Here is a 23,466-nt window from a genome sequence, read left to right as displayed (position 1 = left end):
CGCCCACGTAGGAGCCCGCTTGCGGGCGAAGCGATTGCAGCCATCCAGCGAAATCGCGGTATGGCCACCATTCGCCGGCAAGCCGGCTCCTACGCGATTGTGTGTACCCCAGCGCCCGCTTGCGGGCGAAGCGATAGCGGCCATCCAGCAAAATCACGGCATGCCCACCAATCGCCGGCAAGCCGGCTCCTACGCGATTGTGTGTACCCCAGCGCCCACGTAGGAGCCCGCTTGCGGGCGAAGCGATAGCGGCCATTCAACAAAATCGCGGCATGCCCACCAATCGCCGGCAAGCCGGCACGACCGTGTGCATACCTGCGCCATGTAGGAGCCCGCTCGCGGGCGAAGCGATTGCAGCCATCCAACGAAATCGCGGTATGGCCACCAATCGCCGGCAAGCCGGCTCCTACGCGACCGTGTGGATACCAGCGCCCGCTTGCGGGCGAAGCGATAGCGGCCATCCAGCAAAATCGCGGTATGCCCACCAATCGCCGGCAAGCCGGCTCCTACACGATTGTGTGGGTACCAGCGCCCGCTTGCGGGCGAAGCGATTGCAGCCATCCAGCAAAATCGCGGTATGGCCACCCATCGCCGGCAAGCCGGCTCCTACGGTGTCGTGGACATTACGCCTGGGCATCACACGCGGAAGTGGCTGACCATCATCTGCAGCTGGTTGCCCAGACGCGCCAGTTCGATGCTCGATGCGGCGGTCTCCTCACTGGCTTCTGCGGTCTGCTCGGAGATGTCGCGCACGTTGACCACGCTGCGGCTGATCTCCTCGGCGACCGCGCCCTGCTGCTCGGCGGCGGCGGCGATCTGCTGGTTCATCGCCTGGATGCTGGACACCTTGCGGGTGATCATCCCCAGCGCCTCACCGGCCTTGCGGGTCAGAGCCACGGTGCTGTCGGTCAGCTCGCGGCTGCCGTGCATGATGGCTGCCACCTGCTGGGTGCCCTGCTGCAGACCAGCGACCAGGCCTTCGATCTCTTCGGTGGATTTCTGCGTGCGCTGAGCCAGCCCGCGCACCTCGTCGGCCACCACGGCGAACCCGCGCCCCGCTTCACCGGCACGCGCGGCCTCGATGGCGGCATTGAGGGCCAGCAGGTTGGTCTGCTCGGCCACCGCCTTGATCACGTCCATCACGCCGCCGATCTTCTTGCTCTCGCTTTGCAGCTCGCTCATGGCATCGGTGGAACGGGTCACTTCGGCGGCCAGGCGATCGATCTGCGCGATGGCTTCCGCCACCACCCGATCACCCTGGCTGGCCTCGTGGTCCGCGTCGGACGCGGCCTGGGAGGCCTCGGCAGCACTGCGCGCCACCTCCTGCACGGTAGCCGACATTTCCTGCATGGCCGTAGCCACCTGATCGGTCTCCACCTTCTGGCTGTTGACCCCGGCGCTGGTCTGCTCGGTGACGGCCGACAACTCCTCGGCTGCGCTGGCGATCTGCGTGACGCCATCACGGATGCCACCAATCAGCTCACGCAGGGTGCTGCCCATGCGCTGGATACCCTGCTGCACCACACCGAGCTCGTCGCGACGGCTGACCTGCAGAGTCTGGGTGAGGTCACCGCTGGTGATGCGCTCCACCGCTTCGAGGGTTTCCTGCAGCGGGCGGGTGATCTGCCGGGTGATCAGCCAGGCGGCGAGTATGCCCGCCAGCAGGGCCAGCAACGTGGCGCCGATCATCATCCGGGTGGCGAAGCCGGTGTCGCTGTCACGCAGCTTGACCTGCATGGCCAGCAGCGCGTCGCTGCCCTTGACGATCTCCTGCACCTGATCGGTCATGGCGTCGCGCAACTGCAAGCGCTCGGCGGTTGCCGTGCGATAGGTACCCAGCAGGCTGCGGTAGGCGGTGACCGAGCTCTCGAGCTGCTGGATCTGGTCGCGATAGTCGCCGGCGAACACGGTCGCCAGGCCATCGAGCCCCTGATCGACGCGTTCGATCTGCTGGTTCAATGCCTGCTCGGTGCGCTCGTTCACATCAGCGGTGTAGGTGAGTACGCGGTAACGCAGGGTCTGCACGTCATCCTTGAGCCGGGCGATGGCCTGGTAACGCGCGAAACCCGCTTCGTCGCCCACGGCAGTGCGGGCCACTTCGTCCCTGACACGGTCGATCAACTCACCGGCGCGATCCGCCATGTCGACCATCTCGCTGCGGGTCTTGTTGGCGGTGGTGTAGGTCACGTTGGTCTTGTCGTAGGCCTTCTGATACTGCTCGATCAACTCGATCTGCTGCTTGATCAGCCTTACGTTCTCCGGGTTCTGAAAGTGCGGCAGAATTTCCTGCTGCTGCTGGGAGAGCGCACGGATCTGCTGCTGCACCTTGTCGGCTTCCGCCGCGCCGCCATTGGAGAGCAGGTACTGCAAACGCGCCACACGCAGATCGGTGAGGGTATGCGTGAGCTCATTGACGTCGGTCATGCGCTCGCTGCGCTGCACCACGCTGTCCAGGCTGGTCCAGCTGACGGCGGCCAGGGCCATCGTCAGCAGCAGCACGAGGCCGAACCCCAAAGCCAGTTTCATGGTGACGCTGATATTGCCAAACCACGTATTCATGGATCGCTCCAACTGCAAATTCATGTGATGAGGAAACTGGAGACTTATTCTTGTTGAGCCAGCCCGCACTCCAAGCGCGGTTCTGAGACGGCATCCCAGCCGGTGTCGCGATGATTCACCCATCGAAATGACGATGCTGTGGGGTCCGCTGAAGCGGACGATATCACTTTGATATTGCACAGACGCAGTGGCGCGCGGCTTGGTTCAACCTAAATCGCGATTGGCTGGAAATTGAATGCGGCGCTCTGGGGCGCAGGTATCGGCAATACAGCCCTTGCCCGAGCGGATGGACGGGAGATCGGCCTTGGCACGGGCGGAAGGAGGGTGAAGCGATACGGGCGAGCGTTCAGAGCTGTTTGCTGAAGCATCGCCCGTGCTTGCGGCGTGGAATCCGATTAGTCGAACCGCGGAACGTAGGCATCCTTGAGCGGTGGGCCGAACGCCGTGGTCTTCTCGATCTCCAGAACGTTGGCTGGCCGTGGGAACGGCTCGGGCTCGGGTTGCCCAGGCTGCTTGTCGATACCAATGTCCTTGAAGAATATCTCCAGGCCGTTTGGCTGGATGAACCACAGCCAGTGCAGCTCGCTGTCGCTGTCGTTGATGAACATGTGCCGGCGGCCGCGGCCGACGAAGATGGTCACGCCCGGCTTGACGATATATTCCTTGCCATCGATGCGCGCCTTGCCCTCCCCGCGGATGAAATGCAGCACTTCGTCATGTATCGGGTGGTAGTGCTCCCTCACGTAGCTGGCCGGCGGCAGCGTCTGCGTGCCCAGGCTGAACGGGCTCTGAATTTCCAGCTCTTCGGGATCGATACGCACGGAAATGAAGCCATTGGCCGGCACGGGCTGCCAGTAGTCCTTTCCGTCGTCTGGCCCGAGTACCAGAATATCGCCCAGATCAGCATTGTTGCCTTTCTCGATCATCGACATCGTATTGCCCTCTAGAAAAGTGGCCTTACCGTCGAAGAGGCACCCGCAGCCGCGCCTGAAAAGGCCACTGCGTCTCTTCGACAGGATTGGCAAAGGGCCGTGAAGCGCTGCACGCCAATTGCTCGGCAGGGCTTTCACGGCCATGACGGTCAGTCAGCGAGCGGACTCGTGGTCGCTCGCTGGCGCACTTCCAGTTGCCCTTTCCAGGCGACCAGACTGACGATGAACATGGCCAACAGCGGCAGCGACATGCTGAACTGCAGGCCGATGTGATCCGACGTAGCGCCGATGATTGGCGGGCAGATCAGAAAGCCCAGATAGCCAATGGTGCCGTTCAGCGCCAGCCCCAGGCTGGGCGCCTGCGGGTACGCCTGAGCAGCCTTGCTGTAGAGAATCGGTGTCATGTTGGCCAGCCCGAGGCCGACCAGCATGAAGCCGACGATGGCGGTCAGCGGCGCAGGTGCGCTGATGGCCAGGGCGAAGCCGGCAACGCCCAGCAGCCCCGAACAGACCAGCACCCAATCACGGCCATAACGGCGAATCAGCGGGTTGCCGATCAGGCGCCCGATCGCCATGGCGAAGCTGAAGCCACCGAAAGCGAATGCAGCGATACCGGTGCTGGTACTGGCCACGTCGGTCAGGTACTTGGCGCTCCAGTTGATCATCGAGTTCTCGGTGAAAAGCGACATGACCGTCAGCATCGCGATGATCAACAGAGTGCCGTTGGGCCTGATCACCACCTTCTTCTTCTCGGCAACCGTGGCCAGAGTCGGACGCAGGTGACGCAGCGGCCTGGCACACAGCAGGGTGGTCAGCAGCATCAGCACTGCGGCCACGCCCAGATTGGTCAGCGCGCTCAGTGCATAGGCATCCAGTACCGACACCAACCCGGCGCCAGCCATGCCACCGAAACTGAACGCGGCATGGAACCAGGACATCAGTGGCTTGTTCAGCTTCTCCTCGATGATCGAGGCATGGGTATTCATCGAAATGTCGATGACGCTGTTGCACATCCCGAAGAACAGCAGAATGACGAAGAACACCTCGTAGGACGGTGATATCACCAGCAGTGGCAGAGAGATCGACAGCAATATCCCGCCGATGACTATCGACGCACGGCTGCCCAGCTTGTTGGCGACGCTGCCAGCCAGGAAGATCATCAGCATGGTACCCGCCGCGAACATGCTCAGGGCGGCTCCCAGCTGCCCATCGCTCAGACCGAGCGCCCTGCTGATGGCCGGAATGTTGGTGGCCCATATCCCCAACACCAGGCCATTGACGAAAAAGATCGATGTCGTTGCGTAACGTGAATATTTCAGATCACTGACGATGCTCATGGCTGGATCTCGCTGAACATTGGTTGCGTGACTGGGTGCCAGGTGAGCACCCAGGGTTGGCATTCCAGGCCGTAGTCAGACTAAAGCCCGTAATCGATTACAAATCAACGTATTCAAAATCGTTCATGACGCGGCCCACGCAGTGCCCGCCCCTTCCCCATCCGGCTCCTGCGCCAAGCCGCCCGGCCATCAGAACACCAGCGCCTGCAACTGCTTGGCGACCGCCTCTTCGATGCTCAGCGCAGCCAGCCAGGATGTCTTGACGTTGTCCGGCAAGGGGTTGTTGATCAGGCGGATCGACAGTTCGCCAAAGGCGCCTCGTGCCTGAACCTCATGGACGTTCTTGTGCACGCCAGGGTCGGCGATCAACTGGACCTGAGTCAGCTCGAAACCGACGCCGGAGAGCGCCACCGCGGCGGTCACGTTGGCGTTCTTCGGGAACAGCACCGACGCCTGGGCGGCCGAACCGCGAAAGATGGTGGTCGGTTCGTCGATGCTGGCCAGGTCGAATACATCGTCGGCAGGCGTTCCGCCCCAGGCCTGAGGTGGTTTGCGACCGATGTAGATAACTTCGTCCAGCCCAGCCGCACGGGCCGAACGTATGGCATCGAGCCCGCCAATCGCCCCCGAGACCAGAATCAGGCGTGCCTTGCCGGCATTGGCAGCCTGCTCCAGATCTTCCCTGAGGGCCCTGTCGGCCAGCGCTCCGATGGAGGCGATCACCACATCGATACCCGCCCGCAGGCAGGCCGGAACGGCATCCACGACCGCGCCATGGCCAGCACACTCGATGACCAGATCGGGTTGCCAGTCGATGAGCGACCGAACGTCACTGAACAGCGTCAGGTGACGAGACTCGGTGAAAGCCTCGGGGTGCTGCATGCGATCCACGACCGCATAGGAGGCCGATGGCAGGTGCTGGGTCTGCAGGGCTTCGAGCACGCGCCTGCCGATTGCCCCCAGGCCGATGATGCCGACTCGCCTGATTGTTGGTTCACTCATGCTAAGGACTCCCAGAATTCGGCCAAGATCGCCGTGTACAGGTCAGTGCGAGTGAGCGGCGCGAAGTGGCCACCGTTGAACGCCAGCAGCCTGGCCCTGGGGATCAGGCTGGCCAGCTCCTCGCTGTGATGGAAAGGAATGATGTAATCGTCAGGTGCACCGACTACCAGGGTGGGCGCCTGGACGGCCCCCAGTTCGTCGCGGCGGCTGTACCCCAGCAACATGTCCATGCGTGCCTGGGTCATGCCGACATCCAGAGGTGACGGTTCGTCGAAGTTCACGGCGCCGTCGATGGCGAACTGCTCGCCGTACCAGGCCGAGGGATAGCCGGCGAAGCGCGTCAGCGCGTTGTAGGCGGTACCTCCCAACCAGGCCAGCACATACTTGCGGTAGGCGAAGAAGTCCTCGAAGCGCTTGTCCGGGCGCGCCCAGCCACTGCTCAGCGCCAGGCTGCGAACCCGCGGCCCATGGTCGAGTGCCAGTGCCTGGGCGACCAGCGAGCCGGTGGAATGCCCCACCACGTGCGCCCGGTCGAGCTCCAGTTCGTCGAACACCCTGAGCGCGGCGACGACGATACCGGGGATGTTCGGCAAGCCGTCGATCTCGCTGCCACCGACGCCGGGATGATCGAAGGTGATCACTCGCCAGGACTGGCTCAGCGCCGCCACGCTGGGCTCCCAGAAGGACGCCAGCCCACCCAGGCCGGAAATCAGCACGACAGCATCGCCCTGCCCCTTTTCCACGATGTTGATCGCTGCGCTCATGGCGCTCTACTCCCTTTCCGAGCAGCGCGAATTGTTTTGCACATCTGCATGCTCCTCATGCCTCGGCTTGCCAGCTGCAAGCCCGTAATCGTTTACAAATCCAGGCGGACAACCCGCTGGCGGATTGTCTTCGAGCGTCTCTGCTGCGGGACGGGCGTCAGCCGCTCCTGCGCCAGGTATCGCTGAGGGTGTAGCCGGTGGGGAACGGATCGCTGGGATCGAGCACGTACTGATGAAACCCCGTCAGCCAGGCCTGCCCGGAAATGGTCGGGCGGATGCACGGGCGGCCCCCGATACTCATGGTCTCGACGATCTCGCCCACGAACTCGGTACCCAGAATGGATTCGTGGACGAACTTCTCGCCCATGCCAATCTGCCCGCGAGCATGCATCACCGCCAACCGGGCGCTGGTCCCGGTACCGCAGGGTGAGCGATCCAGCCGCCCTGGAGAAACGATGACGCCATTGCGCGAACGCTTGCCCAATGGGTCGTCCCGTAGCGGGCCAGCGAACAGCGTCTGGTTGATGGTGTGGATCTGGGGGTTTTCCGGGTGCACCGCAGGCACCTGCTCGGCGGCAGCGGCCTTGATGACCTCACCGACACTGACCATATCGGCGGCTTCGTCCGGGGTGATGGCAAAGCCCAGGGCCTGGGCATCGGCCAGCACGTAGATCATCCCGCCGTAGGACACGTCGACCTTCAGCGAGCCAATGCCCGGTACCTCGATGAAGCGGTCCAGCGCGAAGACGAAACACGGCACGTTGGAGAACGTCACACTGGTGCACTTGCCATCGCGGCACGCCGCTTCGACACGCACCAGCCCGCCAGGAGCCTCGAGGGTCAGGCGCGTGACCGGCTCGACCATGGGGATCATGCCGGTCTCGAGCAGTACGGTCACCGTACAGATCGTATTGGTGCCCGACATCGGCGGGTAGAACTCGGATTCCATGATGACGAACCCCACATCCGCCTCGGGATGCGCGGACGGCAATACCAGGTTGACGCACTGGGTGACGCTGCCGCGAGGCTCCTGCAACAGCAGCTTGCGCAGGTCGTCACCCTGGGTCTCCAGGTACTTCATCTTGTCGAAGATGGTCTGCCCGGGGACGTCCAGTACGCCGCCGGTGATCACGTCATTGCGCTCACCAGCCGCATGGGCACTGACCACATTGATCATTCGCTTGAAGTTCATAACCAGACCTTCGTTCAGGGAGTGGTGCCTGATCCCTCGGCGCCGCAAAGGCGGTGCCGAGGGTCGGCTGAATCAGCCAAGGGTATTGGGCAGAACAGGCGTGCGCGGCCCGGTCTTGATGAAGGTCGCCTTCACCTCGAGGAACTCGTGCAAGCCGTCGACACCGTTCTCACGCCCGTAGCCACTCTGCTTGAAGCCACCGAATGGCAGCTGCGGTGCGCTCTCCAGGTAGGTATTCACGTATACGGTGCCGCTTTGCAGTTTCTGCGATACCGCGAGCGCCTTGTCCAGATCCTTGGTCCAGAGGCCATTACCCAGGCCATAGAGCGTATCGTTGGCCAGTTCGATGGCTTCGTCGACCGTCTTGAAACGGGTGACCGTCAATACCGGGCCGAAGATCTCTTCGCGGAAGATACGGTGCTCCGGTCGCACCTCGGTAAAGATCGTCGGCCCCACGAAGTAGCCTTTGCCCAGGCTGCCCTGAGTCAGGCGCTCACCGCCACACAGCAGCCGCGCGCCCTCCTGCCTGCCCACCTCGATATAACCCAATACGCTGTGCAGATGCTGCTCGTGAATCAGCGCACCGATCTGGGTCTGGTCGTCCAGAGGCAGCCCCACCACGACCCGCGAGGCACGCTCCACCAGCCTGGCGACGAACTCGTCGGCCACCGACTCTTCGATCAGCAGCCGCGTTCCCGCCACGCACTCCTCGCCCTGATTGAGGATTACCCCGAACAGCACACCGTCCAGCGCGGCCTCAAGATCGGCATCGGCGAACACCACGTTGGCGGCCTTGCCACCCAGCTCCAGCGCTACTCGGGTAAGGTCGCCAGCGGCGCTGGCAGCGATCTGCTTGCCAACCCGGGTCGAACCGGTAAAGGAGATCATCGACACATCGGGGTGGCGCGTCAGGCGCTCGCCCACCACCTCGCCACGACCGGTGACGATATTGATCAGCCCGGCCGGAAAACCGGCTTCGGCCGCCAGCCGGGCGACCTCCAGTGCACTACCGGAGGTCAGCTCGGAGGGCTTGATCACCACCGGGCAACCGGCAGCCAGTGCGTAGGGCAGCTTCTGGAACAGGCACACCAGGGGGAAGTTCCACGGCACGATCAGGCCGACCACGCCCCGCGCCTCGCGGGTGACAAGGCCCAGCCTGTCGTCGCCGAGATGGGTATAGGCCTCGCCCTTGATCTGCCACGCGAGGGAAGCGGCAAACCGGGTCAGCTCGGCAGCCCACGACACCTCTCCCCTGGCATAGATGATCGGCTTGCCCACCTCTTCGGCCTCGATTTCGGCCAGGCGCTCGGCATCTCGCTCGATCAGATCGGCAAGCCGGCTCAGCAACTTCGCGCGTTCCGACCCTGGTAGCGAGGACCAGGCCCTGCTGACGTGCAGCGCCTTGGCCCGCTCGACGGCAATGTCGACATCCTGGGCACTGCCCTCGGCGAAGCGCGCCAGCAGGCCGCCATGCGCCGGAGAATGGCGCTCGATGTGCTGCCGGCCGGAGGGTGCGTACTCGCGCCCATCGATCCAGTGGTCATAGGTTCTGGTGGACATGCTGTTTCTCCTGAAAAGGGTATGTATACGTTTACATTCGAGATCAAACATAGCACCGCAACGGGCTAGCTGGAGCGGGCCATCAGTGGCTCGATGCGGCGGCTCTCGACACTGACTGCAGCCTCCAGCGTCGACAGCGGTGTCTGCGCACCAGCCGTCATCACCAGCACCTGATTGGGGTCGCTGAACTCGGTGGTCCATACGCCACAGCAGGGCTGTCCCGAGGCATCGACGCTACGGTGGATGCGGTCGATCACGGCCGATGCAGTACCCGTGGCACAGCGGTAAGAATGCACAAAGCGCGCCCTGCACAGCTCGACTTCCGAACGCGGGTTGAGCAATTGCAGGAACTGCCTGCTGACCAGAGGAGCGGCCTGCGGCAGGAACGCCTCGCGCCAGGCCTTCACCTTGCCCAATTCGGCCCTCAACCGCGTGCGCTCATCGAATGACTGATAGCGCCACACGTGGCTGAAGTAGATGCAATTGCCCACCTGCTCGTGCCACATACCCAGCAGCGCGCCGTAGTCATTGCCGCGAATCGGCAGGCAGCACGTCTGGAACAGTTGCCAGTAGCGCCCCCAGGCCTGCTCGGTGAATTGATACTCGCGCAGTTCATCGATCATTCCGGCATCCTCACCAGGCGGTGTAGCCGCCGTCGACGGTGAACATCGCACCGGTGGCGAAGGTGGAGTCGTTGCTGGCCAGGAACAGGATCATGTTGGCGATATCCACCGGTTCGCCCATCTTGTTGAGCGGCGAGCGAGCTTCCAGCCCCTTCTTGAAAGCCACCGGATCGGGCACCGATTCGAAGATCTTGTCGTAGTAGCTGGAGGCGATCACACCGGGTGCAACGCTGTTCACCCGCACACCCTCGAGGGCGTGATCCAGTGCCATGGCTCGCGTCAGCGCCGCCACCCCGCCCTTGGCCGCCACGTAGGCTGCACGATCCTTGATGCCGACCACCGAGATGGTCGAGGCCAGGTTCACCACAGCCCCACCACCGCGCCGAACGATCTCGGGAATCGCGTATTTGGAACAGAGGAATACGCCCTTCAGGTTGACGTCGACGACCTGATCCCAGGTCTCCTCTTCGAGGGTGACGACGCTGCCCAGCGTGCCGAAGCCGGCGTTGTTGACCAGAATGTCCAGCCCGCCGAACTTGCCGACGCTGGCAGCGACCATGGCCTCGACCTGACCGGCCACGGCCACGTCCACCTCGACGGCGAACGCCTGGGGGCCGATGTCGGCAGCCACACGGCGGGCCAGTTCGATATTGCGGTCAGCCACCACCACCTTGGCCCCCTCGCGGGCGAAGAGTCTGGCAGTAGCCTCACCGATGCCGGCGCCAGCACCGGTGATAAGGGCGACTTTCTCGTGCAGTTTCATGATGCATTTCCTGAGTGCAAAAGGACGGCGCATGCGCCTGGGCCGCCAACCCGCCGGAGCCGGTCGGCGAGAAATCATTCCGGCACGTAATACGGCGCGCTGGATCCAGCCAGTGGGCTGCGGCCACGAATGTCGTCGGCGATCTTCTCGGCCATCATGATGATCGGCGCGTTGAGGTTGCCGCTGACGATCTCCGGCATGATCGAAGCGTCGACCACCCGCAGGTTCTCGATGCCATGAACCCGACCACGGGCATCGACCACGCTGTTCTCGTCCACGCCCATGCGGCAGGTGCAGCACGGGTGATAGTTGGTTCCCGCCAGGCCGCGCAGGGCTTCGAGAATCTGCTCATCGGTCTGCACCGCAGGCCCGGGCGTGACCTCTTCGCCGCGGTAGGGATCCCAGGCCGGCTGCGCGACCACATTGCGAATCGCCCTCACGGCCGCGATGGCATCCTGCTGGTCCTCTGGAGTGGACAGGAAGTTGAAGACGAACCGCGGCGCGTCCCGAGGATCGGCCGACCCCAGCCAGACGCGGCCGGTGCTGGTCGGGCGCATCAGGCTGAAGAAATACTGGAAGCCGTTCTCCAGCTTCACGCTGCCGTGCTGGAACTCGCCCAGCATGGGGATGAACTCGAACTGCACGTTCGGCACCTGAATGTCATCACGGGTGCGGATGAACGCACCCACTTCGAAGAAGTTGGTGGCTCCCAATCCTTTCTTGAAGAACCGCCACATGAAGCCCAGCTTGAGCTTGCCCAGGGCCGTCAGTTGCTTGGCAATCGAGACGTTCTGCGTGGCGCGGTATTGCACGGGCGCAGCAACGTGATCCTTCATGCCCTGCCCCACGGCTGGCAGATGCGCCACGCAGTCGATGCCGAACTCGGCCAGATGCTCTCGATCACCGATCCCGGAGAGCATCAGCAGATGGGGCGAATGAATGGCACCTGCGCAGAGCACCACCTCCCGGCTCACGCCAATCACCTGAGGCTCGCCGTCGCGTAGCAGGTGGACGCGCACCGCCCGCGTCCCTTCGAACTCGATCCGGGTGACAAGAGCCTTGTCGCACACGTGAAGATTGCCGAGGTGGCGATTGGGGTGGATGTAGGCCTGGGAGGTGCTCCAGCGAATGCCCTTGTGAACGTTGCGCTGGGTGATGTGCACACCCTCCTGGCGGTAACCGTTGTGGTCATCGACCTGCGCATAACCAGCCTGCTCACCCGCCTTCAGGAAGGCGCGATAGAGCGGGTTATCCGCCTTGCACGTCTCGATGTGCATCGGGCCGCCAACCCCGCGATAGTCGTTGCCGCCCTTGTCGAAGGTCTCCGCCTTGCGGAAGTACGGCAGGCATTCGGCATAACTCCAGCCGGCCAGCCCAAGGGCGCCCCAGTTGTCGTAATCCCACGGGTTGCCACGCACCCAGTTCATGCCATTGATCGATGACGAACCGCCCAGCACCCGGCCACGCGCCTCGTAGATGCTGCGATCCCCCAACTCCTTTTCGGGCTCGGAATGGATGTACCAGTTGAAACGGTCATTCATCAGCGGAAAGCCCAGCGCCGCCGGCATCTGGATATACAGGCTCTTGTCGCTCGGGCCGGCCTCCAGCATCAGTACCGAGTGCTGCCGGTCCTCGGCCAGGCGTGCGGCCAGCACACTGCCGGCAGAGCCGGAACCGATGACGATGTAGTCGTACGTACTTGCTGTAGATCGGCCGTTGATGTCACGCATGAGTCCACCCGAATTGAAAGCTGGAAAACACTGTAATCGTTTACAAACCAGAGAAGCAAAATTTGGAAACCCACACCCTACCGGGCCAAGCTCCCAATCAATCTGCGCTTCGACGTACAAGTGCCCAAGCATAAAGCGCGCCATTACCAGCCAATTGCGTTGCCGACTCAGTGTTCATGCGGCTTGGCGTGATCGAGCGGATCAGCGTCTGGCACCGCGCAACCTGTTACCGCACCAAGCCGATGCGAAAAGCGGTAACAGCGCACTGAAAACGATTACAATCATTCACAGGCAAACCGTAGGGCTTTGGCCCATACCGCGAAGCAAGCGATTGATCGCCTCCCTGCACACGCCTCTCTGCTCAGAGCGGGCGAGCCCCGGCGGCACGAACGCGGGCAGTTTTTTGATGCAGCACCCCATTGAATCCCGCAGAATCCTGCGCACGCAGCAACTGCACCACGACACCAGAGGAGCACGTGTGAGCATCGCCAAGAACAACCAGACCCGATGCAACGTCACGGATGTCGCCAAGGCTGCAGGCGTCTCCGTTGCCACCGTTTCGCGCAGCTTCAACCTGCCCCATCACGTACGCGACGACGTGCGGGAAAAGGTCCTGAAAGTCGCCGCCCGCATGGGCTACACGCCCAACTCGGCGGCCAAGGCGCTGCGCCTGCGCAAAACCAACGTCATCGGCGCCATCATCCCCACCCTGGACCACTCGATTTACGCCACCATGGTGAAGAGCTTCCAGGACAAGCTCGCCGAGTACGGCTATGTGGTTTACGTGCTCAGTTGCGGCTTCGACTCCGGCGCCATCTACGAAAAAGTGAAGCTGCTGGTCGAGCGCGGCGCCGAAGCGCTGCTGGTGGTCGGTGACATCCGCGACCCGGCGCTGACCAAATACCTGCAGGAACACCGGATGCCGGTCATCTGCACCTACTCCTATTTCGATGACCGCGCCTTCCCCTTCATCGGCTTCGACAACTACCAGTCCACCCGGCAACTGACCGACTACCTGCTCGGCCTTGGCCATCGGCACATGGCGATGCTAACCGGCCCCATGAAAGGCAACGATCGCCAGGAGGCCCGCCAACGGGCGTTCATCGACACCCTGGCCAACCACCCGGATAGCTGCAGCCACGCCATCTACGAAAGCACCGATGGCTACACCATCGCCTTCGGCGAACAGACCCTGCGCCGTATCCGCCTCGAGCACCCCGAGATAACGGCCATCGTTTGCAACAGCGACGTGATCGCCTTCGGCGTGCTCTCGGCCTGCAAGAAGCTCGGCATCGACGTGCCACGGCAGCTCTCCGTGACAGGTTACGACAACCTGGAATTCGCCGACTACCTCGATCCGCCACTGACCACACTGTCGATTCCAGCAACGGAAATGGGCCTGCTCAGCGCCGAAGCGCTGATCGCCAACCTGAAAAACGGCACCGAGATCAAACCGGCGCTGCTCAGCACGCAGATGATGATTCGCCAGTCCAGCGACAGAATCTGAGCGGCTACAAAGGCACTGCGGCATCGAGGGCGGTTAGTAGCAGTCAAACAGCCGCCCTCATCTACCCGGCATCCCGCCTGCCAGCCCGCACCGCGCCGGGCGGCACACCGACCGAGCGCTTGAAGGCGCGGCTGAAAGCGGCCAGTGAGCCGTAGCCGAGTTGCTCGGCTACGGCTTCGACGGCCTGGTGGTCATGACTGAGGCTCTGCTGGGCCAGGCGCATGCGCAGGTCCGTCAGGTAGCGCAGCGGCGAAACGCCGGTCGCGCGTAGAAAGCGTTGCGCGAACACCGAGCGCGACTGCCCGGCTTCGCTGGCCAGCGAGGCCACCGTCCACGGGCGCCCCGGGTGCCTGTGCATCATCACCAGGGCCCTGCTCAGCCGTGGGTCCTGCATCGCGCCGATCCAGCCGGTGGCCACCCCACAGCCTTTGGCCACCCAGCCGCGCACGATCAGCGCCGCGATCACTTCCGCCAGGCGCGCAAGAATGCCCGCATGCCCGGCCAGCAGCACCAGGGACTCACGCTCCATGGCATCGAGTAACGGACGAATCTCCGGCGAGCTGTGCAGGATGGTGTCGACCCGCATCACCTCCGGCATGGCCTCGACCAGAGGCTGCATACCACCCAACTCCAGCGTCATGCAGCAACTGAAGATGACCGCCGCCTGGTCAGCCTCCGTCGACTCCCAGGGCTGGTCATCGGCAGGCACAGCCGGGTCGAAGGTGCGTATATCGCGGCTCAGCGTGTCTGGCCTGGACAGCACCGCATGCTGGCCGCCACGGGGAATCAGCACCGCATCGCCGCTGTCGAGCCGGTGCAGTTCGCCAGCCGGGCTGCGCAGCCATACCGGGCCGCGACCGACGAACTGGAACTGCGCCCGCCCTACTTCGTTGCTGAAGCCGACACCCAGCGGGCGTGGCACTTCCATCCTGCGAAATTGCACACCGCACAGGCGCATGCCCAGCAGCAGTTCGCTGATCAGGTCATTGGCACTCATCGGGGCTCCTCGCAGATCAGGACGATAGATCAACAGATCTGCACTCTATGCCATAGCTCGTCCCAGGTCACCGACCTAGACTCCAATTCATCCACTTCGCCGATAAGGAGCCTCCCATGCACCACTCCCCTTTCACCCGAACTCTGCGCGGCATCTGGCTTGCCCTGCTGCTGGCCGCCCTGTCGCCCGCCGCCATGGCTGCAGAAAAGCACTACAGCGTCACCGCCCCCGACGGCCTGAAACTCGCCGTGCAGGAGACTGGCAACCCGGACGGCCCGGCCATCGTGTTCATCCATGGCCTGCTGGGCAGCCGCCTGAACTGGGAACAGCAGACCAGCAGCCCCGACCTGCAAGGCTACCGGCTGATCACTTACGACATGCGCGGCCACGGCCTCTCGGGCAAACCCGATGATGCTGCCGCCTATGCCGACGGGCGCCGCTACGCCGATGACCTGGCCGCCGTGCTCGAGGCGACCGGCGCCAAGCGGCCGGTGCTGGTGGGCTGGTCCCTGGGCGGGCTGGTGATGTCCGACTACCTGGCCGCTTACGGCGACACGAAGATCGGCGGCGCCGTGTACGTCAACGCGGTGATCGAGCTCAACGAGAAACTGATCACCCCACACCCCGAGGTGTATGCCGGCCTGGCCTCCGATGACCTGAAGACCCACCTCGATGCGCTGCGCACCTTTCTGCGCCTGTGCTTCCACACCCAGCCCGACGCTGCGACCATGGAGCTGCTGCTGACCAACGCCGCCATGGCGTCCTGGCCGATGACCCGCAGCATTCCCACGATGACCTCCGCCGCTACCGAAGGCCTGCCCAAGGCGAAGGTACCGCTGTTGCTGTTGTACGGCGCCAAGGACCAGCTCGTTGAAGTGCAACCGAGCATCGACCGCGCCAAGGCCCTCAATCCCAAGGCGCAATCGAAGCTCTACGCAGACTCAGGCCACGCCCCCTTCCTGGAAGAGGCCGCGCGTTTCAATCAGGACCTGGTGAACTTCGTGAAGGCAGCTGCTGCAGCCAAGCAGTGAGGAGTGATAGCGGAGCTAACCCTGCCGCCGCTGACGCACGACCGAGTCCTCATACGCCACGACCAGCCGGCCAGCCTTGTCGACACCCGGCAGCAGCGCCAGGACCCTGGCTGGCGTTTCGTGGCTGAACTGCACGGTGTAGCCGCTGCCATCCGAGAAGGGTTGGGCCTGCGCCACCCAGGCCTCGACCAGGCTCAGGTCGAGGTCGATATCCCGAGCGATGTCGGAGAGGGGAATTGGTGGCGAAGCGAAGGCAGTCATATCGAGTTCCTTCTCGGGGTTTTCTCGAGTTTAGCCAGCACATTCCGGAGCACCAGCACGAGATTCCGACAAAGTGCGTAGGACCCGTCCGATTCTCTGACTAGATTTCAACATGAACAGCCCATGAGGGGCTGAACATAGCGAAATGGAGAATCCCTATGCGCCATCTTGCCCTTAGCCTGACTGCCGCTCTATTCCTGTCCGCCACGCTGATACCCGCCGCCGTGGCGGAAAGCCCCGCCGAGAAAAGCATCCGCGAAGACAATCGAGACCTCGACAAAGGCGTCGAACACGACGCCAAGGAACTCGAAAAAGGCGTGCACCACAGTGATGAAGAAATCGACAAAGGCATCGGCCACGACAGCAAGGAACGCCACAAGGCCGATAAACACATCGACAAGGAACTGAAGAAGGATTTGTAGATGGTTGCTGGCGGGAGCCCGGCTGCGGGCTTTCGCCTCGCCTCGGCGTGATGCTGGGAGCCACTACCTGCGAAGAGTTGGCGCACATGACCTTGCCAGTAGAGCCAGAGCCAACCGCGGGGCCTCGGGGAATCAGGTGAAAAGCTACTTTTTGAGCAGCAGCCCCAGCCCGCGATAAAGCAGATAAAACAGCAAAAGCATTGCAGTGCCCAGAAACATCATCACCGCAAGCGTCTGCATATCCTTAGAGAACTGAGCCGCTGGAATATAGCAATCCGCACTGATTCTTCGGCAGCCGAAGCTGACTGCACGCAACCCGAAAGCGATGTACAGACAGAACTCGACAGCCAGCGCGACGAGAAAGCCGCCGATCACGAACAAAGCCCGCCTCACATCCGCACTCCTTAGTGAAAAATTCCCACAGCGAACGTTACAGACACGCAAGGCACGCCTCTATGGTTGCCATCACAAAACACGCGAGCTAGAGTGCGTCCGTCACGGTCTATCCCGTGACCGGGCGTGACAACCCGAATGTTCGAGACGCGGTGCGTCCAGATTGCCTTAGCCGGTATCCATTACCGAGTTGCTGCATTTCTGTGGCGAGCCGAAGAGCCAGGCTTTGGCCTGAGCGGTTCTTAATCATTCGAGGAGCATAAGGAAAATGCACGATAACGCCTTCACACTCGGGCACCACCCTGCCCACCCAGCAGACTCCGCCACCTCCAGCCAGGAGGTGCACCATGACTAACCTGCACTGCCGTGTAATTCGCTTCCCCAAACGGCAAAGCCCTATCCCTCAAAAACCGTTCCCAGCCGTCGACTTGCAGGGCGAGGCAGAATTGCGTGCCAGTTTGGTATGCGACCTTTTCGACGAGGTCATCAAAAAGAAAGACGAGCCCCAGGACAGCATGCAGATACATGTGGCCGCGCTGTTTGCCAAGGATTTGGTTGAAGAGATGGTGGTGTTGTATCGAAGGGCGCTTTGTGAGGATCCCGGAGGGGAAATACATAATTAAAAGGCCAACACGGTAACTCTCGACAAACGAGAGCAATGCTCGTCGAAATCACAATGGCAAACATGCAACCTCTAACGGTACTACGATGAAAAATCTGAGCCGGTCAACCCGGCTCGGATCTACGAAAATCATGCAGCCGGATGCTGTCTATGAGCAAGGGCAGCGGTGCAGCGCCCCGGCGGCTGCTGATATTCGCTGGGTAGAAGAACGCCAAGCAGCGGCGGTGCACCGCAGCGTGGCCGACAATCGCGCAGCCACGCTTAGTCCTAACTACACCACGAACTGCTGGGTCTGTTGGTGCAGACGGCTTGCCATCTGTGCCAGTTCGCGGCTGGCGATGAGACTTTGCTGGGCGCCGTTGACCACCTCGGCGATGCTGCTGTTGAGCTGATTAACGTTTTTGCTGATCTCGTTGGCGACTGAGGTCTGCTCTTCTGTTGCGGTTGATATCTGCTCGTTACCGGAAGCAATTCCCTCAACCGCGCTAGTGATGGAAATCAGGGCGTCACCCGCATCGCTGGCCCGCTGCACACAATGCTGGACGTGTTCGCGCGACTCCTGCATTACAGCCACCGCGGCACGAGCTCCACTTTGAAGCGCATCAATCATGCTCCTGATCGACTCGGTCGCAGTGTGGGTATTACTCGCCAAACCACGGACTTCATCCGCTACGACCGCAAAGCCGCGCCCCGCTTCGCCGGCCCGCGCAGCTTCAATCGCAGCATTGAGGGCCAGCAAGTTGGTCTGCGCCGCAATGCTCTGAATCACACCTAGCACTTTGCTGATTTCACCACTTTGCGCATGCAGGCTATCGATTACCTCGCCAGCCTGAGCCACAGATACCGAGACCCCTTGTACAGACTCAACACTCGCCTGCACCAACACACCGCCTTCTTGGGCCTGTCGGTTAGCATTAGATGCGCTGTTTGCAGTAGAGAGTGCGTTACTAGCCACCTCTTGGACCGCCATGCTCATCTCATGCACAGCGGCAGCAACCATATGTGTTTGGTCTCCCTGAAGCGTTGCAGTTTGGCTAACCTGGGCGCTGATCGCGCTCATTTCCTCGGAAGCACCGGAGAGCTGTGTCGCCGTTGCAGAAAGATCAAGAATCAGAGCCCGCTGATGCTCGATCAGGGAGTTGAAAGCACGGGCAGTTTCAGCCACCTCATCTCGACCAACTCCATTGGCGCGCAGGGTGAGGTTCGAAGTCTGCTGGACCGTTGTAATAACGCTGCGCAGCCCTGACAGTGGGCGAATGATGGAGAGGCTTATTAGCACCGCCGCGACCAGTAGGCCTACCAACGATGCGGCTCCGATCACCAGGAATGTTTTTACCACTGCCTGGTACTGCAAATCAGAAGCGACATAGAGCGCCTGGCCCTCACTCAGTTGCAGATCAATCAAGCTGGAAAGCTTGGCTCCTAGTGGGTCGAAGGCCTCATAAAGAATGGTATTGAAACGCTGACTTTCCATCGTCCGTAAGGTGCCATCGTTGACGGCTCGGATGAACGCCTGAGAAACATCACGTACGTGCATCAGCGCACCATCCACCTCGCTGACCATCGTTCTCTCTCTATCTGTCAGCTGAGTGGCCCGGTACTCCTCCCAAGCCTTGTTGCCGCGCAGCAGCGCCGTATTGAACTCCTGATTCAAGCGCACCTCGTCGGTTAAACCGGCACGGTACTTGTGAAGGGTATCGACCATGCTGACTGCATAGCTGTCCGACACAATCTTCAGCTGGCTGATGGGCTTCATTCTGTCGAGGAAAAGGTGTCCCAAGTTATCATTTATACGTTGTGCGTTGATCGAGGCGATAAAAATGACCGCCATTAGGACCAAAAGGGGGGCGATTACGAGCAGGGCCAAACGGATACGAATGGTCAGGTTAGCGAACATGGGGGATATCTCGAGAAGGACGGCGGCTTGCCGGAGCAACTGCTCCGGCCTGAAAGCCATAGGTCCTAAAATAGAAGCTCTGCGTTTTCACGCATGAGCTAAAGAAGCGTCCTTGCACCGGATGGCGCGTGTACCACTTTTCTCTGGCGGTGTCGGCTGCGTCTTACCCGCGTCATGGACGGCACTGGTCGACTTTTGAAAAGGCACTACTGGCTATCGACCTCCGCTGTAGGAACTTGAAGAGCTGCTTCGCCAATTCCGACTCAAGGTAACCGGTCAGCGATCCGTGCTTTGCGCTGCCGAACTCGGCCTCTGTCATCTTAGAGCCGGACGACTCTAGTAGCCTTTGCCTGCCCCTCGCAGCCCCTCTCCTCTGACCAGACTCAGCCTCACCAGCAGCGATATCCGGTAACGGACATCGGCAGAGCACCATGAAAGCACCCTACCAGTGATTTTTATCCTGATGATCTCAGTAACCGGGTACCTGTAAAGATGGATTCTCAACGATTCCAATGAGGTAAGGCTCAAGCTTCGTCTCATCCAGATCTATAAGCGTCTTCACTGCACCTACCGCTTCCAAAGCTTTCTGAATGGACGAAGAGTCGATAGCTCCACTGTGCGGAACTACCAGCGGCAGCTTGTCATGGCTCATGCCATAGGCTTGGAAGTGAATCTTTCCAAAAGCTTTGTTGTTCTGAACCGCGAAAGCTATCGGCATCAACCCACTCAAATCCAGGTTGCTCGCCTTGGTGTTGAGCTCTGCAGTTATCCTGAAGCCGACTCCGATACGACCTGTAACAGATCGATTGCCGCCCGCATCCACGTTTTCGATCCTGGAAGCACCGTAGTCAAAGATAACCTTGTAGCGCCCCTTTCCCGCGCTCGACTCAGCTCCCAGATACCTGAATGAGCCCTTGTTGTCATACTGCTCAATGCTGACAATCACATCGGTAGTCGTCAGGCGCTCCCGGATCTGCTTGGAAGTAAGCGACCACACTTCACTTTCTTGACTCCCACCAGCTTGCCCACCATAAATTTGCATCGTCTTCACTGGCCTTGGTGTTGTCACGGGAACGATCGCACCAGCAGGCGACGTCAACCCCGCCATCTCAACGTCGGAAATGCCCGTTGCACTACATCCGGCCAAGACGCAAAACCCTATCCACAAAGCAACCTTCAGCGAAGATTTCATAGATCGTCCATTTAAAGAGTATTGGTTTAAGTTGGCCCAAGTGCCCCCAATACCCTAATGGAGGCCAGCCTAGGTTTGGGAAACCAGGCTAAGAGCAATGCACAAATTAATTCGCTTATCTGATTTAAAAATTCCAGCGGCACGTTTTATCGATATTCAAATGAGGCATGACTTAATTTCAGAGGTACGCCTCCAAGCATTAAGTTCTGTACGCTATGCAATGCTGCGGATGCACTTGGCGAGGTGACAAGGAACCTCCTACAACATAGTAATCCGTGTTCGTGAACCATCACGCCTCGTCAGCACACTTGCGATTGCTCAGAGGTTTGGGCGACACATTGTTGTTAGCACAGGAAGTAGCGTATACACACCCTGAAGACCAACCGAATAAATCAGGCTCAATAGTTGAAGCGGATCGGCACCATTGTGAGACTGCGACAGTCCGAACGACCACGGTCTAATTTGGCTTTAACGCCAATCGTTGTCGATAAGTGCTGTCTGATCGTCAAGATAGCACCTAGGGCAGGCTCCAACGATGGCAAAAGTGTCAAATACCAAAAATGTATTTTGCAAGCACTGTACGAGCGTAATACCACGACACAAGAACAGTAATAATTATCATTGCCACCCAATGAGCCTGACATGTATGACGATGGTCTAGTCTCTCCCTTCGAACAACTCTACATCAGCCATCACCGCTGGTTGCACGGCTGGTTGCAGCGTCGCCTGGGGTGAAGCGCTGATGCCGAGGAGCAGAACTGTGTGCCAATCTGTTATGGGACCTTTTCGACGGGGTCATCAGAAAGAAAGACGAGCCCCTATACAGTATGCAGATACATGTGGCAGTGCTATTTGAAGGACTTGGTCGACGAGATGGTGGTGCCGTATCGAAGGGTGCTTTGTGAAGCGCAGGAAGGAAGTAAACATTCCTAAACGGCTTTTCCACAACCGCGATCATGACTGATTGAAAATCTGTTTACAAAACCAGCTTGAGGAAATAAGGAGTTATTTAGGGCTCTTGTAATGAAATGACTCGAGGCCGCTTAGGCGTGCCTTGAATTTAATAGCTCAAAAAAATAAACAACAGTTCAGCTTTCGCCTACATCACTTGCGTGCACAATCCTCAATTTTCAAGATATCAGAGCGCGGAATCACATAGATATTTTTAGACTCATCATCCCAAGGGCGAGCGTAGAAATAATCCGTACTTGACGCCGGAACACGCAAATTAACACTTTTTCTGAAACCAGCATCAGAAAGTTCTTTAACTACGCCTTCGTCATCTCGCCAAGTATAAACAACACAACCTCGCCCGCCCATCGCCCCAACGCCAAGCACATACCCAACAAAGAAATTATTAATCGGAGAATAAACACTAATCACGACCATTGCGAAACCTGCCACATAGCTTGCACGAATTAGAATCCCGCCACCCTGAGAAAACTTAGAAAGAACGACAGCGGTCGTAACCTGTAAAAACGCAAGAACAATCATAGCAACAAAACAAGCCACGACCAGCTGAGCATTGTTTTCCCCAAGCCATCTCTCTAGGATTGCACCAACGCCTATTAAAACCACTACTTGAGCCGAAGAACAAAAAAACACAAAAAAAATGTTTTCCTTAACGCGAAACATCCAAAAACCAGGATCACTATGCGAAACAACCAATATCTGAGTCAACATCATGACTGCCAGTGCAATAGATGACAAGAGCAGGTAGTTTCCACTTAAGTATGGCCAATCCCAAAGCAACATTGCCATGGTAATTAGCATTACAAACAAAAGACCTAAAATCCAATTAAACAAAAGCGTGCCCGGATGGGTATCCTTACAATTCGATCCAGAGTTAATTACTACAGGAGCGCCCACTATGCTGTTCCGAAAAGCTTTACTTTCGACCAATAGAACTCCAATTGGAGCTGATAAGGTCAGAGTTAACGCCATCGCCGAAAAGGAAACAAGAACAAACAAAGCAGGAAGCCCCACAATCACATCAGAAGACATGATACTTAGAGGAATACCTTGCCCTACAAAATAAATATGAACAGCAACAACGGACAATGCTAAAACACCTGCGGCCATAAAAATCCAGTTCTCTCGGTAAAATACACCGAGTTTTCGAAACTCATAGGCCCATATGAGACGCGCCCTAGACATAGAAGAATCCTTTTAAATTAAACGCCCACCAAAAATGGTAGGAAAATCATTATCACACACCAGGCAAGCGTCAAATCTTGCACGCATCAAGTTTCTGATAAAAATTCCAAAGACTTTCAAAAGAGAATCTTTTAACCATACATGCTATCGGCAACAACCCCTTAGCTTCACCAATGAAGTAGCTAAACTTCAACGACATGCATAAGACCCTGACGCCTACACCCTCTTCACCTAACCACTGAACCTGAAACGCTTGACCAAATTCGACCGCAGATACAGAGTTACCACAAGCACTTTATCCGCCGCCGAAGATGATGCTCGCCGCCAAAGCTCCAGAGACGAATACTGGCAAATCATGCTAAAGAGCATTAAAAATGCTAGCACTAAAAAAAGCGCCCGATAACTTGGCGCGTTTTAGTAATAATACTGGCGGCAGCTGCCCCTTTCCTCAGTTACTAATATTGCAGATTTCCGTCTCATCTAATCAGGCAGGACGGTGAAAGGGATGAGTTCGGCTCGCTGAGG

At 59.7% G+C, this 23,466-nt stretch carries 20 protein-coding genes; 4 read left to right on the top strand and 16 right to left on the bottom strand.

Going from position 1 to position 23,466, the window contains the following annotated elements; translation table 11 throughout:
• Nucleotides 1-636: 636 nt before the first annotated feature.
• The 10 genes from FHR27_RS04110 to FHR27_RS04065 all read right to left on the bottom strand — a co-directional run bounded on the left by FHR27_RS04110 (nucleotide 637) and on the right by FHR27_RS04065 (nucleotide 12,462).
• Nucleotides 637-2,559 carry a HAMP domain-containing methyl-accepting chemotaxis protein gene (locus tag FHR27_RS04110; protein WP_179537870.1) on the bottom strand — a complete coding sequence of 641 codons (1,923 nt, stop codon included), beginning with the start codon at nucleotides 2,557-2,559 and terminating at the stop codon, nucleotides 637-639.
• A 395-nt stretch (nucleotides 2,560-2,954) separates the two neighbouring features.
• A complete protein-coding gene (locus tag FHR27_RS04105; protein ID WP_179537869.1) occupies nucleotides 2,955-3,491 on the bottom strand; it encodes a cupin domain-containing protein in 537 nt (178 codons plus the stop codon).
• A 149-nt stretch (nucleotides 3,492-3,640) separates the two neighbouring features.
• Nucleotides 3,641-4,828: an MFS transporter gene (locus tag FHR27_RS04100; RefSeq protein WP_042553238.1), complete on the bottom strand. Its 1,188-nt coding sequence runs from the start codon at nucleotides 4,826-4,828 to the stop codon at nucleotides 3,641-3,643.
• A gap of 189 nt (nucleotides 4,829-5,017) precedes the next feature.
• Nucleotides 5,018-5,830, bottom strand: coding sequence for an aspartate dehydrogenase (locus FHR27_RS04095; RefSeq protein ID WP_179537868.1), 813 nt, complete (start codon nucleotides 5,828-5,830; stop codon nucleotides 5,018-5,020).
• A complete protein-coding gene (locus FHR27_RS04090) occupies nucleotides 5,827-6,594 on the bottom strand; it encodes an alpha/beta fold hydrolase (protein WP_179537867.1) in 768 nt (255 codons plus the stop codon). The genes FHR27_RS04095 and FHR27_RS04090 overlap by 4 nt, the downstream gene beginning before the upstream one ends.
• A 157-nt stretch (nucleotides 6,595-6,751) precedes the next feature.
• Nucleotides 6,752-7,786: a proline racemase family protein gene (locus tag FHR27_RS04085; RefSeq protein ID WP_179537866.1), complete on the bottom strand. Its 1,035-nt coding sequence runs from the start codon at nucleotides 7,784-7,786 to the stop codon at nucleotides 6,752-6,754.
• A gap of 72 nt (nucleotides 7,787-7,858) precedes the next feature.
• Nucleotides 7,859-9,346 (bottom strand): aldehyde dehydrogenase family protein, encoded by a 1,488-nt coding sequence (locus FHR27_RS04080; protein WP_179537865.1) that lies wholly within the window; start codon nucleotides 9,344-9,346, stop codon nucleotides 7,859-7,861.
• A gap of 65 nt (nucleotides 9,347-9,411) precedes the next feature.
• Nucleotides 9,412-9,969 carry an NIPSNAP family protein gene (locus FHR27_RS04075; RefSeq protein ID WP_179537864.1) on the bottom strand — a complete coding sequence of 186 codons (558 nt, stop codon included), beginning with the start codon at nucleotides 9,967-9,969 and terminating at the stop codon, nucleotides 9,412-9,414.
• Between the two features lie 10 nt (nucleotides 9,970-9,979).
• Complete coding sequence (locus tag FHR27_RS04070) at nucleotides 9,980-10,732, bottom strand: SDR family oxidoreductase (RefSeq protein ID WP_179537863.1); 753 nt, start codon at nucleotides 10,730-10,732, stop codon at nucleotides 9,980-9,982.
• 74 nt (nucleotides 10,733-10,806) lie between these two features.
• Nucleotides 10,807-12,462: a choline dehydrogenase gene (locus tag FHR27_RS04065; protein WP_179537862.1), complete on the bottom strand. Its 1,656-nt coding sequence runs from the start codon at nucleotides 12,460-12,462 to the stop codon at nucleotides 10,807-10,809.
• 478 nt (nucleotides 12,463-12,940) lie between these two features.
• On the opposite strand from FHR27_RS04065, the gene FHR27_RS04060 reads away from it, so the two are divergent.
• Nucleotides 12,941-13,969, top strand: coding sequence for a LacI family DNA-binding transcriptional regulator (locus tag FHR27_RS04060; protein ID WP_042552882.1), 1,029 nt, complete (start codon nucleotides 12,941-12,943; stop codon nucleotides 13,967-13,969).
• A gap of 61 nt (nucleotides 13,970-14,030) precedes the next feature.
• Here FHR27_RS04060 and FHR27_RS04055 read toward each other — a convergent pair whose 3' ends face one another.
• Nucleotides 14,031-14,966, bottom strand: coding sequence for an AraC family transcriptional regulator (locus tag FHR27_RS04055; protein WP_179537861.1), 936 nt, complete (start codon nucleotides 14,964-14,966; stop codon nucleotides 14,031-14,033).
• Between the two features lie 116 nt (nucleotides 14,967-15,082).
• On the opposite strand from FHR27_RS04055, the gene FHR27_RS04050 reads away from it, so the two are divergent.
• A complete protein-coding gene (locus FHR27_RS04050) occupies nucleotides 15,083-15,997 on the top strand; it encodes an alpha/beta fold hydrolase (RefSeq protein ID WP_179537860.1) in 915 nt (304 codons plus the stop codon).
• 15 nt (nucleotides 15,998-16,012) lie between these two features.
• On the opposite strand, the gene FHR27_RS04045 is transcribed toward FHR27_RS04050, so the two are convergent.
• Entirely contained in the window at nucleotides 16,013-16,258 is a 246-nt protein-coding gene (locus FHR27_RS04045; RefSeq protein ID WP_179537859.1) for a hypothetical protein, read from the bottom strand.
• Nucleotides 16,259-16,416: 158 nt separating this feature from the next.
• Here FHR27_RS04045 and FHR27_RS04040 point away from each other — a divergent pair, with 158 nt between their 5' ends.
• Nucleotides 16,417-16,680, top strand: coding sequence for a hypothetical protein (locus FHR27_RS04040; protein ID WP_179537858.1), 264 nt, complete (start codon nucleotides 16,417-16,419; stop codon nucleotides 16,678-16,680).
• Nucleotides 16,681-16,824: 144 nt separating this feature from the next.
• On the opposite strand, the gene FHR27_RS04035 is transcribed toward FHR27_RS04040, so the two are convergent.
• Nucleotides 16,825-17,073 carry a hypothetical protein gene (locus FHR27_RS04035; RefSeq protein WP_179537857.1) on the bottom strand — a complete coding sequence of 83 codons (249 nt, stop codon included), beginning with the start codon at nucleotides 17,071-17,073 and terminating at the stop codon, nucleotides 16,825-16,827.
• A gap of 347 nt (nucleotides 17,074-17,420) precedes the next feature.
• On the opposite strand from FHR27_RS04035, the gene FHR27_RS04030 reads away from it, so the two are divergent.
• Entirely contained in the window at nucleotides 17,421-17,696 is a 276-nt protein-coding gene (locus tag FHR27_RS04030) for a hypothetical protein (protein ID WP_042552876.1), read from the top strand.
• Between the two features lie 270 nt (nucleotides 17,697-17,966).
• Here the strand turns inward: FHR27_RS04030 and FHR27_RS04025 are convergent, their stop codons facing one another.
• From FHR27_RS04025 to FHR27_RS04015, 3 genes are all read right to left on the bottom strand, one after another.
• Complete coding sequence (locus tag FHR27_RS04025) at nucleotides 17,967-19,592, bottom strand: methyl-accepting chemotaxis protein (protein WP_179537856.1); 1,626 nt, start codon at nucleotides 19,590-19,592, stop codon at nucleotides 17,967-17,969.
• Between the two features lie 469 nt (nucleotides 19,593-20,061).
• The gene (locus FHR27_RS04020; protein ID WP_179537855.1) at nucleotides 20,062-20,784 is read right to left on the bottom strand and encodes a hypothetical protein; all 723 of its coding nucleotides are present in this window, start codon (nucleotides 20,782-20,784) and stop codon (nucleotides 20,062-20,064) included.
• A gap of 1,104 nt (nucleotides 20,785-21,888) precedes the next feature.
• A complete protein-coding gene (locus FHR27_RS04015) occupies nucleotides 21,889-22,941 on the bottom strand; it encodes a hypothetical protein (RefSeq protein ID WP_179537854.1) in 1,053 nt (350 codons plus the stop codon).
• Between the last annotated feature and the right edge of the window lie 525 nt (nucleotides 22,942-23,466).

It is taken from the genome of Pseudomonas flavescens (assembly GCF_013408425.1).
GTDB lineage: Bacteria > Pseudomonadota > Gammaproteobacteria > Pseudomonadales > Pseudomonadaceae > Aquipseudomonas > Aquipseudomonas fulva_A.
This window is presented reverse-complemented; position numbering and strand designations above follow the sequence as displayed.

Bases quoted from the DNA above. Each gene is read 5' to 3' on its own strand.
- FHR27_RS04110 (WP_179537870.1), bottom strand. From the start codon at position 2,559: ATGAATACGTGGTTTGGCAATATCAGCGTCACCATGAAACTGGCTTTG.
- FHR27_RS04105 (WP_179537869.1), bottom strand. From the start codon at position 3,491: ATGTCGATGATCGAGAAAGGCAACAATGCTGATCTGGGCGATATTCTG.
- FHR27_RS04100 (WP_042553238.1), bottom strand. From the start codon at position 4,828: ATGAGCATCGTCAGTGATCTGAAATATTCACGTTACGCAACGACATCG.
- FHR27_RS04095 (WP_179537868.1), bottom strand. From the start codon at position 5,830: ATGAGTGAACCAACAATCAGGCGAGTCGGCATCATCGGCCTGGGGGCA.
- FHR27_RS04090 (WP_179537867.1), bottom strand. From the start codon at position 6,594: ATGAGCGCAGCGATCAACATCGTGGAAAAGGGGCAGGGCGATGCTGTC.
- FHR27_RS04085 (WP_179537866.1), bottom strand. From the start codon at position 7,786: ATGAACTTCAAGCGAATGATCAATGTGGTCAGTGCCCATGCGGCTGGT.
- FHR27_RS04080 (WP_179537865.1), bottom strand. From the start codon at position 9,346: ATGTCCACCAGAACCTATGACCACTGGATCGATGGGCGCGAGTACGCA.
- FHR27_RS04075 (WP_179537864.1), bottom strand. From the start codon at position 9,969: ATGATCGATGAACTGCGCGAGTATCAATTCACCGAGCAGGCCTGGGGG.
- FHR27_RS04070 (WP_179537863.1), bottom strand. From the start codon at position 10,732: ATGAAACTGCACGAGAAAGTCGCCCTTATCACCGGTGCTGGCGCCGGC.
- FHR27_RS04065 (WP_179537862.1), bottom strand. From the start codon at position 12,462: ATGCGTGACATCAACGGCCGATCTACAGCAAGTACGTACGACTACATC.
- FHR27_RS04055 (WP_179537861.1), bottom strand. From the start codon at position 14,966: ATGAGTGCCAATGACCTGATCAGCGAACTGCTGCTGGGCATGCGCCTG.
- FHR27_RS04050 (WP_179537860.1), top strand. From the start codon at position 15,083: ATGCACCACTCCCCTTTCACCCGAACTCTGCGCGGCATCTGGCTTGCC.
- FHR27_RS04045 (WP_179537859.1), bottom strand. From the start codon at position 16,258: ATGACTGCCTTCGCTTCGCCACCAATTCCCCTCTCCGACATCGCTCGG.
- FHR27_RS04040 (WP_179537858.1), top strand. From the start codon at position 16,417: ATGCGCCATCTTGCCCTTAGCCTGACTGCCGCTCTATTCCTGTCCGCC.
- FHR27_RS04030 (WP_042552876.1), top strand. From the start codon at position 17,421: ATGACTAACCTGCACTGCCGTGTAATTCGCTTCCCCAAACGGCAAAGC.
- FHR27_RS04025 (WP_179537856.1), bottom strand. From the start codon at position 19,592: ATGTTCGCTAACCTGACCATTCGTATCCGTTTGGCCCTGCTCGTAATC.
- FHR27_RS04020 (WP_179537855.1), bottom strand. From the start codon at position 20,784: ATGAAATCTTCGCTGAAGGTTGCTTTGTGGATAGGGTTTTGCGTCTTG.
- FHR27_RS04015 (WP_179537854.1), bottom strand. From the start codon at position 22,941: ATGTCTAGGGCGCGTCTCATATGGGCCTATGAGTTTCGAAAACTCGGT.